General features: G+C 62.7%; 10 protein-coding genes. 1 reads left to right on the top strand and 9 read right to left on the bottom strand.

Translation table 11 applies throughout. From position 1 onward, the window contains the following. The first annotated feature begins 66 nt into the window (after positions 1-66). Positions 67-1875: a transglycosylase SLT domain-containing protein gene (locus ACMDW7_RS04850; protein WP_377300372.1), complete on the top strand. Its 1809-nt coding sequence runs from the start codon at positions 67-69 to the stop codon at positions 1873-1875. Positions 1876-2424: 549 nt separating this feature from the next. Here the strand turns inward: ACMDW7_RS04850 and ACMDW7_RS04845 are convergent. The 9 genes from ACMDW7_RS04845 to ACMDW7_RS04805 form a co-directional block, all read right to left on the bottom strand. Continuing rightward, positions 2425-3114 carry an energy transducer TonB gene (locus tag ACMDW7_RS04845; RefSeq protein WP_414859613.1) on the bottom strand — a complete coding sequence of 230 codons (690 nt, stop codon included), beginning with the start codon at positions 3112-3114 and terminating at the stop codon, positions 2425-2427. Positions 3115-3242: 128 nt separating this feature from the next. Beyond that, positions 3243-3671, bottom strand: coding sequence for an ExbD/TolR family protein (locus ACMDW7_RS04840; RefSeq protein WP_377305082.1), 429 nt, complete (start codon positions 3669-3671; stop codon positions 3243-3245). Between the two features lie 54 nt (positions 3672-3725). Next, complete coding sequence (locus ACMDW7_RS04835; protein ID WP_377305084.1) at positions 3726-4157, bottom strand: ExbD/TolR family protein; 432 nt, start codon at positions 4155-4157, stop codon at positions 3726-3728. A gap of 5 nt (positions 4158-4162) precedes the next feature. Beyond that, the gene (locus ACMDW7_RS04830) at positions 4163-5026 is read right to left on the bottom strand and encodes a MotA/TolQ/ExbB proton channel family protein (protein WP_377305085.1); all 864 of its coding nucleotides are present in this window, start codon (positions 5024-5026) and stop codon (positions 4163-4165) included. A gap of 323 nt (positions 5027-5349) precedes the next feature. Next, on the bottom strand, positions 5350-8124 hold the full coding sequence (locus tag ACMDW7_RS04825; protein WP_377305087.1) for a TonB-dependent receptor: 2775 nt from the start codon (positions 8122-8124) through the stop codon (positions 5350-5352). A 233-nt stretch (positions 8125-8357) separates the two neighbouring features. Continuing rightward, positions 8358-11111 carry a TonB-dependent receptor plug domain-containing protein gene (locus ACMDW7_RS04820; protein ID WP_377305089.1) on the bottom strand — a complete coding sequence of 918 codons (2754 nt, stop codon included), beginning with the start codon at positions 11109-11111 and terminating at the stop codon, positions 8358-8360. A 312-nt stretch (positions 11112-11423) separates the two neighbouring features. After that, a complete protein-coding gene (locus ACMDW7_RS04815; protein ID WP_377305091.1) occupies positions 11424-13256 on the bottom strand; it encodes an ABC transporter ATP-binding protein in 1833 nt (610 codons plus the stop codon). Positions 13257-13265: 9 nt separating this feature from the next. Further along, a complete protein-coding gene (locus tag ACMDW7_RS04810; protein ID WP_377305092.1) occupies positions 13266-14717 on the bottom strand; it encodes an ABC transporter permease in 1452 nt (483 codons plus the stop codon). 192 nt (positions 14718-14909) lie between these two features. Then, on the bottom strand, positions 14910-15893 hold the full coding sequence (locus tag ACMDW7_RS04805) for an ABC transporter permease (protein WP_377305094.1): 984 nt from the start codon (positions 15891-15893) through the stop codon (positions 14910-14912).

Below are 15893 nucleotides of genomic sequence, written 5' to 3'. Positions count from 1 at the left end.
GCGGGCGCGCGGCAGACCGGCACGCCTAAAATCTGGGGTTTAGCGCCCTGCATCCGCCCCCGCCTCATGACGTTCAACCCACGCCGTCTGCTCGCCTGCTCTGCCCGCGCCCCAATCTGCGAGCGGCACAGCCCGAGGCATGGCGTTGCGGCTGCGACACCGCGCGGCAAGGCCGCAATGCAGCATGTCGGGGCGGGCCTGCTGCTATCCGCCCTGTGCACGAGCGGGTGGGCACAGAACACGCCAGCGCCGATCGAGACGCGCGAGGTGCCGAGTGCACCGGCTGCGCCTACCCAGGCCACGCCCGCACATCTTGCGACGCCTCCGACTGGGCGGCCCGCGGCGCCACCCACGGTGCCCGCGGCACCGGCCACCGCACAGGCCGCACCCGGACCAGCCCAAGCCGTGCCGCCCGCGCCGGATGCGATCGGCCCGCTCTCCACCCCGGAGCTCATCGCGCCGGACGGACGATCGGCCACACCGCAGCTGGCGGGCGATGCACCCAAGCTCGGCAGCGAGCTGGACTTGACCCGCGAGGACCTCTGGGCCCGGATCCGCAACGGCTTTGCCATGCCGGATCTCCAAAGCCCGCTGGCCGATGACAAAACGCAGTGGTACGCCCGCCAGCCCGAGTACATGCAGCGCATGACTGAACGGGCCAGCCGCTACCTTTACTTCATCGTCGAGGAGATCGAGCGCCGCAACATGCCCATGGAGCTGGCGCTGCTGCCTTTCATCGAAAGCGCATTCAATCCGCAGGCGCTGTCCACGGCCAAGGCCAGTGGCATGTGGCAGTTCATTCCGAGTACGGGCAAGCAATACAACCTCAAGCAGACCATGTGGAAGGACGAGCGCCGCTCGGTGATCGACTCCACGCGCGCCGCGCTGGACTACTTCGAGCGCCTTTACGGCATGTTCGGCGACTGGCATCTCGCGTTGGCCAGCTACAACTGGGGTGAAGGCTCTGTGTCGCGCGCGATTGCGCGCAACCAGCGCGCCGGCAAGCCTACGGACTATCAGAGCCTGAACATGCCTGCCGAGACACGCTGGTACGTGCCCAAGCTGCAGGCCATCAAGAACATCGTCAAGGACCCGGAGCGTTACGGCTTGAAGCTGCCGGTGATCCGCAATGAGCCCTACTTCGTCACGATCACCAAGGACCGCGACATTGACGTGGTCACGGCCGCCAAGCTCGCCGAGATCTCGGTCGATCAGTTCCGCGCGCTCAACCCCTCGTTCAATCGGCCCGTGATCGTCGGCGCACTGCGCCCCGAGATCCTGCTGCCTGCCGACAAGGTCGACGTGTTCCTCAAGAACCTGGAGAACTACGACCGGCCACTGTCGTCCTGGATGGCCTACCGCGTAGGCGCCACGGAGCGGCCTGCGGCGATCGCGGCCCGTTTCGGCATCTCCGAGACCGATCTGCGCAGTGCCAACAACATCCCGGCGCGCACGGTCATCCGGCCCGGGTCGACACTGCTGGTCCCGCGTCCGAAGCACGTCAGCGAAGACATTCCCGAGACGATCGCAGAGTCCGGTGATCTGCTGGTCGCGCCCGACGGCCCCGCCCTGCGTCGCGGCGTGCATGTCGTGCGCAAGGGTGAGAGCATGGCCAGCATCGCGCGCCGCTACCGAGTCTCCACCACCCAGCTGGCGCAGTGGAATGGTGGGCGCAGCAGCGTGGCAGCCGGTCAGCGCTTGACGATCTACCGCGCCGCCGCACCCGCCAAGGCTGGCGCGCAGGCAAAGGGCAAGACGGCCTCGCGACCGACCCCGCGCGCAACGTCGCGCAAGGCCACGGCGCAGAAGACCAAGAGCGGTACCCGCGCGGCGGCCAAGCCTGCAGGCGCGAAAAGCAGCTCCTCAAAGCGCTGAACCGCGACCGAATGTTCGGGGCGTGAGTTTGCGCAGCCGCAGCGTGGCTGCTCGTCGTAACGATCGATTCAGCGGCCATACGGGGACCTCGTCAGGACCTCGCGCGGCGGAGCGCTGCGCACGACTTGGGCAGCCCCGCCGGGAGGCCTGGCAAACGGCCGCGCCCGCTTCGAGAGATACCGGGAAGGCGCCGGTCCAACCGCTCCCAGCCAACGCGCTCGGACTGCATAGCCTGCAGCACGCGCGGGAGCTGTGCGCGCCGAATTTTCAATTTCTGATTAATAAGTGTCGCCAATAGTGAACGATTGTCAATCAGATTTTGAATATTGGTTTTTCGCCTTTCCGCTTGCTGGGTGCGGATCTGCGGTGATTTTCAGGGTCGTGGAGACCTTGTGCATCTCACGCCGAAGACATAGGCCCGGCGGGGCACACAGCACCATCACTGCGATCCGTGCGCATGCACCGGATCGGCGCACGAGAAAGAGAAAGGGCCCGAAGATCGGGCCCTTTCAGAGAGATGCCAGTCTGCAGCCCGAAGGCCGCTGAGGTTCAGTCGTTCAGCTTGAAGTCGAACGGAATCTCGTACACCTGACCTGGCTCCCCTGCGCAGGCGTAGCCCGCCACGTTGGAGAACAGCACAGACTGGAACATGCGCGCCTGCAGCTGCGACATGCCGCTGACCGAATGAATCACCGGGCTGCCCAGGCGACCGTTCGCACCAACCTGCGCACGGATCACGATCGTGCCCTGCACGCTCTCCTGCAGCGCCTTGCGCGGATACTCCGGCTTGGGCGGCACAGCCGAGCAGTTGCCGGTGCCACGGATCACGCTGGGCAGCGCCGGCGGTGCAGGCGGTGCGGGCGGCGTGATCTTGTACTCGGCAACCGGCGGTGCGGTTGTCACTGGCACCACAGGCGCTTCCACAGGCACCGTGGGCTTCACCTCTGCCTGCGGCACGAACACCGGCGGCGGAGCCTCAGGAGGCGGCGCCTGGGTGACCTGCTTGGGCGGTGGCGGGGGCGGCGGGGGCGGGGGCGGCGGGGGCGGCGGCTTGTATTCCTCAAGCAGCGCCTCAACCGGCTTGGCCACCTTGACGATCATCTGGTTGGCCAGACCCGTCGTGACCGCGTACAGCAAGACGGCGTGCAACCCGACCACCACAGACAGACCCACCATGTGCTTGCGCGGGTTCCGCTGCTGGGTCCGGTAGTCCGTCACCATACGGATGTCGTTTGCCATAACAAACCTACTCCTTGGGACTCAGGCCGCACGAGGCGCCTGGGCCACTGCGTGCGCCGCGTGCCGCCCCTCCCCGGGACGGCAGCAGCTGCACAATCATCGATCGCTGATCGACCCTTGTCGACGGGTTATTCGACGAACTGCTCGGCACCGGCAATCGTCATGCGGCCTACGCCGGCACGTTGCACCGCCGCGAGCACGTGCGCCACGGTTTCATAGCGGGCACGCTTGTCCGGACGAACGATCAGCACCGGGTTGTCGGGCGAGACCGCTGCGGTGCGCAGACGGTTCTCCAGATCAGCGGCGTCAACCACAGGCTGGGCATCCCAGAAGATCTTGCTTTCTTCGTTGATGTCCAGACGGATCTTCACTGGTTCAACCTGGCTGCGCGGCGGGTCACCCACCGGCATGTTCACGTTCACAGAATGCAGCTGAATCGGAATCGTGATGATGAACATGATCAGCAACACCAGCATGACGTCGATCAGCGGTGTCGTGTTGATGTCCATGATCGGTTCCGGCTCATTGCCTCCGCTGCTGCCAACACTCATTCCCATGCCAAAACTCCTCGGCACGCGCCCGCGCCTGCGGGCGCCGCCTCGATCTTCAGATTAGTTTCCGCCCGGGCCTGCAGGCTCGGTCAGGAAGGCGACTTTTGCGATGCCTGCGCGCTGCACGGCATACAGCACCCGGCCAACCGGCTCGTAGTTCGAAGCCATATCGCCACGGATGTGCACCTCAGGCTGCGGGTTCATCGTCGAGACCTTGCGCAGGCGCTCGAAGATGGCCTGCGCGTTGGGCATCGGCGTGTCGTAGTAGAAGATCCGTCCCTGGCGATCCACCGAGATCACGATGTTCTCAGGCTTGCTCTCCCGGATGGAGTTGGTCTCCTTGGGCAGCTCGAGCTTGACCGAGGTGGTCACCACTGGGATGGTGATGAGGAAGATGATCAAGAGCACCAACATCACGTCCACGAGGGGCGTGGTGTTGATGGTCGAGTTCAGGCCTTCGTCGTCGTCGGCCGAGCCGACATTCATGCCCATGGCTGTCAGGCCTTCTTGGAGTTGGCCGAGGCGAGCAGCACGGAGTGGAGATCGCTGCCGAATGCGCGAACGTCGTCCATCACGAGCTTGTTCTTGCGAACAATGAAGTTGTAGCCCAACACTGCGGGCACAGCGACTGCCAGACCGATAGCGGTCATGATCAGCGCTTCACCCACGGGGCCGGCTACCTTGTCGATCGAAGCCTGGCCAGACACGCCGATACGAACCAGCGCGTTATAGATACCCCAAACCGTACCGAACAAGCCGATGAACGGTGCGGTCGAACCCACGGTGGCGAGGAATGCCATGCCATCACCCATGCGGCTCTGCACATTGCCAATTGCACGATCAATCGACATCGTGACCCAAGTCGAGAGGTCGATCTGGCCGAGCAGACCATCGTGCTTCTGCGTGGCTTCGATCCCACGCTCGGCGATGAAACGGAACGGGCTGTCCTTCTGCAGAGTGTCAGCGCCGCTTCGAACGGATCCAGCGCTCCAGAACGACTTGCTAGCCGCCTCTGCCTGACGGCGGATGTTGCGGCCTTCCCAAAGCTTCACCGCGATGATGTACCAGGTGCCCAGCGACATGAAGATCATGATGAACAGGGTGCCCTTAGCCACGAAGTCACCATGCTCCCACATGGCGCGCAGGCCATACGGGTTCTCGATGGCTGCCTGCGACTTGCCCGGCGTGGCTGCTGCGACCGGTGCTGCAGCTGGCGCAGGCGCAACCTCGGCCGGCTTGGCGGCTTCGGCGGCCGGTGCGGCGGGCGCAGCGGTCTGAGCGTGGACGCTACCCACTGCCATGGCACCTGCCAGGAACAGGGCCGCGATGCGCGCGGGAATGCGGACGAACTTGAATACCATGGTCTCTCCGATCAGTGATGCCCCAATACAGTCAGCCTGTCGCTGACCACACTCGACTCGCGGCGGCTTCGTTTGGATTGCGCCGCTCGGTGAATCGAGAACCTCAAGAAAAACGGAAGGCGCGATTCTAACGCGGTAGGAAAGCTACATGCGGGAAAAGTTGCGACCGTTCACTCAAGGAAATCGATACCTGAGCACTGTAGTCGGGTGCCTGTCGCAACCGTGCGCATGAACATCAAGACAGTTGTCGAGATCACAACAAAAAGGGGAGCCTCTCGGCTCCCCTTGCACTGCCACCCACCTTAGGGCGAGTTGCCTGCGACTTACCAGAACTTGTAGCTGGCGCGAACGTAAGGCGTACGGCCACGCGGGTCTGTGTAAGTCGGGTCGTAGCCCACTTGGAAGTAGGCGTTCTGGTTGGAGAACGGCGGGTTGCGATCGAGCAGGTTGCGGACGCCACCAGAGATCGTCAGGTTTTTGATTCCCTTGTACTGGGCAAACACATCAAACGTCTCGTAGTTGCCAACTTTGCGAGGCTGCCCGCTACGACCGGCCACTTGGTCCCAGTACCCCTGTGAATAGTTGTAAGTCAACGCAACATTGAGCGGACCGCGCTCCCAGTCGATCGTGCTGTTGTGCTTAAAGCGCACAACGGGACCAAAGGTGGCGTACGTACCAACACTGTTGTTGAACGTCGGCTGACCAACAAGCCGAGACTCCTGCTTGCCGATGTAAGAGCCTTCGACATTGAACCCAAAGCGACCGATATCGGAGGCGGGCAGTCGCACCTTGACACTCAGATCTACACCGCTGGTGTTCTGATCACCCACGTTGTCGAAGACCGACTGAACGAAGTCAATCACCAGACGGTTGCCCGCCGCAGGATCACGCGTCGTGATCACGTCGCGCGCATAGATCGAGCTGCTAGTCAGCGTTGCGGGATTGAAGTTGTCAATGAAGTCAGCCAGCTTGGTATCTGCACTAATGATGCCGATCAGCTTCGTCTGCTTAATGCTGAAGTAATCCAAACCGAACGAGATGTTGCGGGTCGGCTCGAAGATGAAGCCCAGAGTCCAGCTCTTTGACTCTTCCGGCTTCAGGCGCGGGTTGCCGCCCTGCTTGACCGTCAGCTGTGCCCCGCAGTACTTGCCATCGAAAATCGCTGCGCATCCGCCGCTTACTGAGTCGTAGAACGGGTCATCGTAGACGCCGCCAGTGTTGGTTTGCGTCTGTGCCGAAAACAGGTCAGGCAAAGCTGGCGCGCGGAAGCCGGTGCTGTAGGACGCGCGGGCAAGGAAGGCACTGGAGGGGGTCCAGCGAAGTCCGAGCTTCGGGTTTGTCGTACTACCGAAGTCGCTGTACTTGTCGCCACGAACAGCAAGAGTGGCTTCCAACCCCTTCATGATCGGTGCGTTGAGTTCGGCGAACACTGCGGTCACGTCACGCTTAGCTACAACCGGCAACTGCGTCCCGCCGCCGCCGATGATGTCACCAGTATTCAGAACCGCTTGCGGCTGGTCGTTGTACTTCTCTTCACGATATTCAGTGCCAATAGCCATGGCAACAGGACCCGCGGGAAGGCGAAAAACCTCGCGCGACGCAGTTGCGTCAAACGACGTACGCTCAGACTTCGAAATCCGCGTTTTTCCCAAGACTTGAGCCCCTAGTAGCTCATTGCGCCCCTCAGCGGTGTCCTGAAATCCAAAGGGGTTAATGTTCCCCCGGGCCATTGCTGCCAAGAGTCGCGCTTCTGACATGTAACCGGCGAGGTACCGTTCAGTGGCCTTAGATGTCGCACGCAGCACGCCCGCCTTGTAGTCCCAACCGAAGGCAGCACCTTCAATGCCACCCAGGATACGGTCTTCGACGATCTCTGCCTGGTTGGTACGGGGACCGGTTTCAAGCACGCGGTAGTACAGGTTCAGCGGTTGACCAACCAAGGTCGGGAAGTTGGCAGCAACCCAGGCAGTCGGGTAGTAGCGGCTGCTAGTCGGCAGCAACAAGGGGTCACCGTTTAAGGTAGTCGCCTCAGACGCGGGGGTCTGAGAAATCCGGAACGTGTAGGTCTGCTCTGCGCGTGAATACTCCGCAAACACCTGAGCCGCATCACCAAGCTGCAGAACAGCTCTGCCGAGGATGCTCTTTGTCTCTTGGTCCGGAACGATATCGATTTGACTTGCGTAGTCGTAGCGGCATTGGCCTTCAGTTGGCGTACGACCGAAACTCGCCGGGGGCGTACACCCATTGCCGTTTTGGTACAGATTCGCAGTCGGGTTGCGCAAGCCTACGCCGGGAATGAACACGTTTGCCGGGAAGGCATTGGCACTGGTCCGGTCGATGGTCCCGTTACCGGAGATATCGACATTGCGCAGAAATGCGGTCTTCGAGAAGCTGCGGTCACGCGCCTTGATGGCTTCTAGCTTGTTGTAGCTAGCCACACCCATAACATTGAAGCGATCAGTGGCTAGGTCACCAAAGCCAAGAGTCAGGTTGCCACCATAGCTTTCGCCGCCGGCAGCTTCAGGTTTGTAATAGTTCCCATCAACAATGCCGCCCTTGAAGTCGCGGCGCGTGATGAAGTTAATCACGCCGCCCACAGCGTCGGTGCCGTAGATCGCGGACGCGCCATCACGCAGAATCTCGACGCGCTCCAGTGCAGCAGCTGGGATCTGACCGAGGTTCACTCCACCGCCATCAAAGGCGTACACAGCCAAGCGCCGACCGTTCAGCAATACCAGCGTGTTGTTCGCCCCCAAACCGCGCAGTGATGCCCCTGCGAAACCAGGACGCGCCGAGTCGCCCAATGCGTTGGCAATGTTGTAGCCCTGCCCGTTATTGACAGACACTTTCTCGAGCAGCTGCGCGACGGTGGAAACACCGGCCTTCTCGATGTCTTCGCGACGCAACACCGTGACAGGCACCGCGGTCTCAGCATCGATTCGCTTGATGCTCGAACCCGTCACCTCGATACGTTCAAGCTTGGCGGGCTCCTGCTGCGTCGGCTGCTGCTGAGCGAGCGCCACAGGTACTAGAGCGCAAACCGCCAAGCCACCAAACGCCTGCGCCATGGCGCGAGCGACGTAGTTCCGATTAATCATGAATTCCCCTCAGTAGTGACTTCGCCGAAGTGGCGATAGCGTGATTTTGCCCCTTCGCCAGAGGCCATTCCACGGTCGGCCCGCCGGAAACTTGCGCCACCTGCTAACTCTGTTGCAGTTTCGCATCGCACCACGACCACTTACCGCATGCTGGGGGCAACAAAAAAGGCCCTCGGAGTCGAGGGCCTTGAGAGTCAACCCCGGGCTGCACGCAGCCCGGGGTTGGCAAGCGCTTACCAGAAGCGGTAGGACGCACCCAAGGAGATATTCATGCCCTGAGGCGAATACCACGCCGTGTTGAACGGACGGGCCAGCGGATCGGTCGACGGCTTGCGATCCATGATGTTGCGCACCGTTGCCGACAAGGTCAGGTTCTTGATGCCGGAGTACGAAGTACCCACATCCAGCGTCACCCAATCCTGCACGTTACACACACCGAGGTACGTACCGTTCGGATTCGAGCAGGTCAGGATTGCCGTGCGGCCACCGCCGGTTGCCTGGTCAGGGTTGCCGAAGGGCTTGAACCCCTTCAGGTAGTTGACCTGCAGCGAATTCGCCCATGCACCGTATTCCCAGGTCATGCGCGCCGTGCCCCGCGTGTTGGGCGCGTTACGGTAGCCGTTGAACGTCACCATCGGTGCCGTCGGTGTGCCCGAGCCTTCCTGCTTCGTGTAGTGCGTCAGGTCAATGTTGGTGGTCAGACGACCCCAGTCGCCCAACGAGGCCCGGTTGCGCAGGTTCAGGTCAAAGCCGGAAACACGGGTCTTGCCGAGGTTCGCGAAGCCCGTGCGGATGAAGAGGATCGCGCCCGGGTCATTCGGAACGGTCACGGAGGTGTTGGCCGGATCGCGCACGACGGTGTTGGCGTAGCGAGGATCGGTCGAGCCTTCGTTGGCAAGGATTTCGTTCAACGACAGGAACGTGATTTCGTTCTCACGCTTGATCGTGAAGTAATCGACGGTCAGGCTAGTCGTGTTCGTTGGCTCGAAGACGAAGCCGATGGTCTTGCTCTCGGCCTCTTCAGGCTTCAGGAACGGCGAGGCAACGATCAGACCCGGCAGGCTAAGACCGCAACCCACTGTGATGCCCTGTGTGCGGTTGCATCGGCGGGGATCGTCAACGCCGTTGAAGAAGCCGGACGTCGCAGAGCGCGTGATTTCCGTCAGCGACGGGGCGCGGAAGCCTTCTGCGTAGCTTGCGCGCAGCTTGAAGTTGTTCGTGGCCTTCCAGGTACCTGCGATCTTCGGCGTTGTGGAGTTGCCAAAGTCCGAATAATCATCCACACGCGCTGCAACTTGCAGTTCGACGGTGGGCAGCACGGGCAGCACCACTTCACCGTAGACCGTCGTCACGTCGCGGCTACCCTGCGCGCTGGCCACACCGCGGCCGAACACGCCGGCCACCGTCTTCAGACGATCCGGCTGCACATCGCGTTCTTCCTTGCGGAACTCAAGACCTGCAGCAAGTGCAGCCTTGCCGCCGGGCAGTGCGAACAGTTCACCCGATCCCTTCAGGCTCAGGATTTCGAAGCTCGAACGCGCCTGATCCTTCAGATTGGCACCGAGGCTTGCGAACGACGTCGTGCTTGCAGACGGGTTCAAGAAGTTCAGCGTGCCGTTGGTGATCGCGTTGTTGAACTCGGTCAGACGCACTTCGTTGTAGTTGGTCGAAGTCGTCTTGTTCTCGTTCCAGAGGTAGGACGCTTCTACGTCCCAACCGAAGAGCGCACCCTTGACACCCACCACTGCGCGAGCGGTGTCGCTGTCCACTTCATTGTCTTGGCGGCCAAGCGCGTCCATGCGGGCGCGATAGAACGTCGGGGTGGCGAATGGGTTGTTGGGGTTGCCGACCGGCAGCACGCCCACCATCGGCACCAGAACGCCGGTCGTGGCATTGAAGGTGCCACCGTTACCCTGACCGACGACGCGGGGCGGGCCGATGAAGTAGGTGTTGGTCGTGTTGAAGCTGCCTTCGGCAAAACCTTCGAAGTTGCTGCCGAGGGCCACAGTGCCGCGAACGAACGCGTTGTTGCGCTCGGACTTGGGCACGATTTCCACGAAGCGCCATTGGTCATACAGGCAGAACGTGCCACGCGCGGCACCGCCCAGCACTGCTTGGGCGTTAGCCACATTGGACGTCGGGCACGCCGCGCTGGGCGTGAATACGGTCGTGCCGCCAGGCCCTGCAGCGAGGTAATTCAGCGCAGGGTGGTAGGACGACGAGGGCACGCCGGTCAGGTACACGTTGCGGAAGGAATCCCGATTCAGGAAGCCTTCGACATCCTTGAACATGACCGACTCTTGACGGTAGGCCTCGACGTTACCGAAGACGTTGAAGCCGTTGGCAGTCAGATCGCCGAAACCGAAGGTCGCCGTGACGGCACCGGTGCCATACTTGCCGTCCTTGTTCATCGAGCCGCGCACTGCAACTTCCGCGCCCTTGTAGTCACGGCGCAGGATGATGTTGACCACACCGGCGATGGCTTCGGAGCCGTAGATGGCGGAGGCGCCGTCCTTCAGGACTTCGATGCGCTCCACCACCGACAGGGGAATAGCGTTCAGGTTGACCGCGGCGCTCTGGCCGAAGTTGGGGTCAACGAGACCGTAGGGGGCGACGCGACGGCCGTTGAGCAGCACCAGCGTGGCGGACGAACCCAGACCACGCAGCGATACCGAGGCAGCGCCAGCCGAGAAACTGCCGCTACCGGTCAGTTCCGTCAGGCCACCCGCAGCCGCGCTGGGCAGCTCGCGCAGCACTTCTGTGATCGTCTGGCGACCCGAGCGACGGATGTCTTCGGCCGTGATGATCTGGACGGGCACCGCAGTTTCGGCGTCCGTACGGCGAATGTTCGAACCCGTGACCTCTACGCGCTCAACCTTCGTGACTTTCGGGTCTTGCTGCTGGGCTTGCTGCGCTTGTGCAGCAAAGCCGAACCCACCGGCGAATACCACCGCGAGGGCCGCACACATGTGCTTTTGATTGAACATAAAGAATCCCCTTGGATACATGGACGATTGGCGGGTAGCCAACTCCGAAGAGTGTGGCATGTAACGGGTTGTTGCTCTAGGGAACCTCCCTACGCCGACAAACCAAGGCTTTGTAGCTCCTCGGGTGTACTCCTTAAAAATCAAATACTTAGCAGATGCTTTTGGAGTGATGTCGAGATCGAAAATCAGTCAAACAGCCGCCTTGGCGTTGCATGTTCACGACAGTTGTGTGACTGAGCGGTAACGCGCTCAGGCATCGCGATACGCGGCCGCGTTGGGCGCAGCCCCGCCGTTTTGTCCTGCACAAGCCAACTACATCCTCGGGACGGCGGCCAGCAGCGCGCGGGTGTAGGCGTGCTGCGGCGCTCCAAGCACCTCGCGGGCTGCTCCGGATTCCACGATCACACCCTTCTGCATCACCGCCACCTCATGCGCGAAGAACTCCACGACCCCGATGTTGTGCGTGATGAATAGGTAAGCGATTCCTAGCTCCTGTTGCAGCTCCTTAAGCAGGTTCAGGATCTGCGCCTGCACCGACACATCCAGCGCGGAGGTCGGCTCGTCACAGACGATCAGGCGCGGCTCCACCGCCAGAGCGCGGGCGATGGCGATGCGCTGGCGCTGACCGCCAGAGAATTCGTGCGGGTAGCGCTCCAGCGCATCCGGCCGCAGGCCGACCTGCTCGACGATCCTGCGCACGCGATCGCGCCGTGCGTCGGGCGACAGCTCCGGATGCAGCGACAGCAGCCCTTCTTCAAGGATCTCCGCGACGCGCATGCGCGGGTTCAGGGAGGCAAAGGGGTCCTGGAAAATGATCTGTACCTGCTTGCGGATCGCGTGGAGTGCGGCGCCTTCCAACGCGCCGAGTTCCTGCCCGTTCAGCCGCACGCTGCCGGTGACCTGCGCATTGCCGCGCAGCAGTTGCAGCAGCGCCTTGCCAGTGGTGGTCTTGCCGCAGCCTGACTCACCCACCAGCGCCAGCGTGCGTCCCTGCGGCACGCTGAAGCTCACACCATCCACGGCGCGCACATGGTCCACGACGCGGCGCAACAGACCCGCGCGGATCGGGTAGTAAACGCGCAGATCGCGCACTTCGAGCAGGGGCTGCGGTGCCGCTGCGTCCGCAGCAGAGGAAGAAGGCTCAGCCGGCGCAGGCAAGCCCGCTAAAGTGGGTGCAAGCGCCACCGCGCCGCCACGATGTAGCACGCAGCGCACCCAGTGGCCGGTGCTCGGCTCCAGCAGTTCCGGCGGCGCAGCGCGGCAAGCGTCATGGGCTGCGTCGCAGCGGTCCACAAAGCGGCAGGCTGTGAACTCGCGATTGAGCGCGGGCACGGTGCCGCGGATGGCCGCGAGGCTGCCGCCACGCTTGCCGGCGTCCGGCAGAGCCGCGAACAGCTTCTGTGCGTAGGGGTGAAGCGGGCGGGAGAAGAACGCATCGGCCGCAGCCAGCTCCACCACTTCGCCGGCGTACATCAGTGCCACCTGATGTGCCATCTGCTTGACCACGGCCAGATCGTGCGTGATCAGCACGATCGCCATGCCCTGCTCCGCCTGCAGCTGCTTGAGCAGGTCCAGAATCTGCGCCTGAATGGTCACGTCCAGCGCGGTGGTGGGCTCATCGGCAATCAGCACCTCAGGTTCGGCCGCCAGCGCAATCGCGATCATCACCCGCTGCTTCTGGCCGCCGGAGAGCTGGAACGGGTAGGCATCAATGCGCTGCTCGGCGTTGGGAATGCCCACCTTCTTGAGCCACTCCAGCGCTTTGGCGCGCGCTGCCGGGCCGCGCAGCGTCGTGTGCGTCTCGATCGTCTCAACGATCTGGTCGCCCACCCGCATGACCGGGTTCAGGCTGGTGGCGGGTTCCTGAAAAATGATGCCGATTTTGCCGCCGCGTGCTGCGCGCATCTCGCGCTCGGGCAGTTGCAGTAGATCAGTCTCTGCAATGTGCACCTGGCCGCGGGTGATGCGGCCGTTCTCCGGCAGCAGGCGCATGAGGGCCAGGGCTGTCATGCTCTTGCCGCAGCCGGACTCGCCGACGATGGCAAAGGTTTGGCCGCGCGCAATCGAGAAGCGCACGCCATCGACGGCGTGCACGAGGCCGGATTCGCTGTCCAGCTCGACGTGAAGGTCTTGGGTGTTGAGCATGGAATGTCCTCAGGCTGCGGCGGGCTTGAACACGCGCAGCTTTGCGCGGAACTTGCGAGTACGCGGATCGAACGCGGCCTGCACAGCATCGGCCAGCAGATTGAAGGCCAGCACCAACGCCACCATGAAGGCAAAGGCCGCCATGAAGCTCCACCACACCACAGGCTCGCGGCTCATCTCGCTGCGCGCCAGGTTGATCATGCCGCCAAAGCTGCTCATGCTCGGGTCCACTCCGACCCCGACATAGCTCAGCACCGCTTCGTACAGCACAAGGGTTGAGAAATCGAGCACCGTGGTGATCAGGATCAGGTGCGTGACGTTGGGCAGGATGTGCCTTGCCATGATGCGCCAGGGCGACACGCCGAAGGCCTGGGCGGCCTGCACATAGTCCAGTTCGCGCAGCTTCATGGTCTCGGCGCGCAGCAGGCGGCACAACCCCGCCCAGCCCGTCAGACCGAGAATCAGGCACAGGAAGAAGAGTTTCAGGTCGGCCCGCTCCGCACCGGTGTCGAACAGCTGCGGGTTCTTGTCGATGAAGACCTGGATCATCAGCACGCACGCGGCGATCAGCAGCACGTTCGGGATCGACGACAGCGTGGTGTACAGGTACTGGATCACGTCATCGACCCAGCCGCGGAAGTAACCCGCCATCACGCCCAGCACCACCGCGAAGGGCAGCGTGGCCAGGGTGGTGAGCGTGCCGATCACAAACGCCGTGCGGATGCTCTTGAGCGCCTGGTACAGCACGTCGTTGCCGGTGCGGTCTGTACCCAGCACGTGGTAGTAATCCATGAGCGAGATCACCGGTCCTACGACGAGGCAGACCGCTGTGACCGTGACGCACACCGTGCTCCACGGCAGATCGGTGCGGCTGGAAAGAATGTCGTGCCAGGTGTCGCGGATGTTGCGCTTCTGGCTGGCGGCGAGCCCAGCCGCAACGAGCAGGGCGAAGGCGAAGGCGGCCAGCAGCCCGCCCACCACGCCCTGCCCCACGCGCTGGCGCACATCGGGCCAGTAGTCGCGCGCCGGGTCTTTAAGGTGCGCGCCGCCATGGTCCAGCCGCACGCGCTCGCGCACCACCTGGCCATTGACCTCGCGCGACTCCTTGGTGAACGTCTCGGTGGCCATCGGCAGGGAGTAGGAGGTCTCGCGCATGGCGATCTGACGGGCGAGCAGCGCGTCGAGCACTGACTCGGTGCGCGTGGAGTAGGCCGCGGCGGTGCTGGCCGCCGCGCTAGGCGCGGGCGGGAGCATGCGCCGGAAGTGGATGCTGTCCAGCAGCGCGACGGCAAGGAACAGCAGCACGATAACCAGCGCCGCCATGGCCGAGGGCTCCTGCGCCACCTTGCGCCACGTAGCGCGCAGCGTGGGGCTCTTGCGCGCATGGCCGATGTAGAACAGCGCCGCAATCAGCATCAGGAAGAAGACGGCGTCCGTCCAGAGGATGACGAGCTTGGGCATGGTCAGCGGCCTCCTGCTGTGGCGGTAGCGCCAGAGACATGCCCCGAAGACACATGGCCTGAAGACCCGCTCCAGGAGCCATTTATCTCATTTTCAGCCGCGAATTTGAACTGATGAAGACATGCCGAGATCCGCACAAGGCATGCGGATAACGCTTCATTGGCAATTTGATTTTCAATCATTTTCGGCCTATCAAGCGAGACGTACACGAGGGTCCACCACCGTGTACAGGATGTCGATCAGCATGTAGCTCACGATGTAGATCAGGCTGCCCACGAAGACCATGGAGCGCACGATGGCGAAGTCCTGCCCGCCGATGGCGTCGATCACGTAGCTGCCCAGGCCGGGGATGCCGAAAAAGCTCTCGAACACCAGGCTGCCCATGAAGATGAAAGGCAGATAGCTGCCGGCGCTGGTGATGATCGGGATCAGCGCATTGCGCAGCACATGGCGCAGCAGCACCAGGCGCTCGGACAGGCCCTTGGCCCGAGCCGTGCGCACATAGTCCTTGCCGACCTCCTCCAGAAACATGGCGCGTGACAGGCGTGCATCCCCCCCCAGACGCGCCAGCAACGACAGCGCTACCGGCAGGAACAGGAACTTCACCACGTCCAGCCCGCCGGCAAAGCCCGAGATCGGGAACAGGCGCATGACCTTCGAGAACATGAACTGCCCGACGATGATGTAGAACAGGCTCGAGATCGACAGCAGAAACACGCACAGCACCACACCCCAGAAGTCGATCGGCGTGTTCCGGAAGAACACCAGCAGAAGCCCCAGACCGACCGTGGCCATCACCGTCAGGATGAAGGTGGGCACGGCAAGCGCGAGAGAGGCCTTCATGCGCGTGGCGATCTCGTGGCCGATGTCGCCACCGGCTTCGCCGTCCGCGCGGCCGAAGTTCAGCGCCAGCAGACCGACCGAACGCTCCCAGAAGATGGTCTCGGTCACCTTGCTGCTGCCGCTGGCGGCCGCGTTGAAGTACATCGGCTTGTCATAGCCGCGCTCGGCCTTCCATTTCTGGATCTGGTCGGCGCTCACGCGCTTGCCGCCGATGTTCAGGCGCGCCATGTCGTCCGGCGTGTTGACCGTGAAGAACAGGATGAAGGTGAAGATATTCACGCCCAGCAGCACGAGGATGCCGTAGAGCGCGCGTCGGATGATGTAGTTCAGCAT

It is taken from the genome of Piscinibacterium candidicorallinum, assembly GCF_047549485.1.
In the GTDB taxonomy this organism is placed as follows: Bacteria; Pseudomonadota; Gammaproteobacteria; order Burkholderiales; family Burkholderiaceae_C; genus Piscinibacterium; species Piscinibacterium candidicorallinum.
This window is presented reverse-complemented; position numbering and strand designations above follow the sequence as displayed.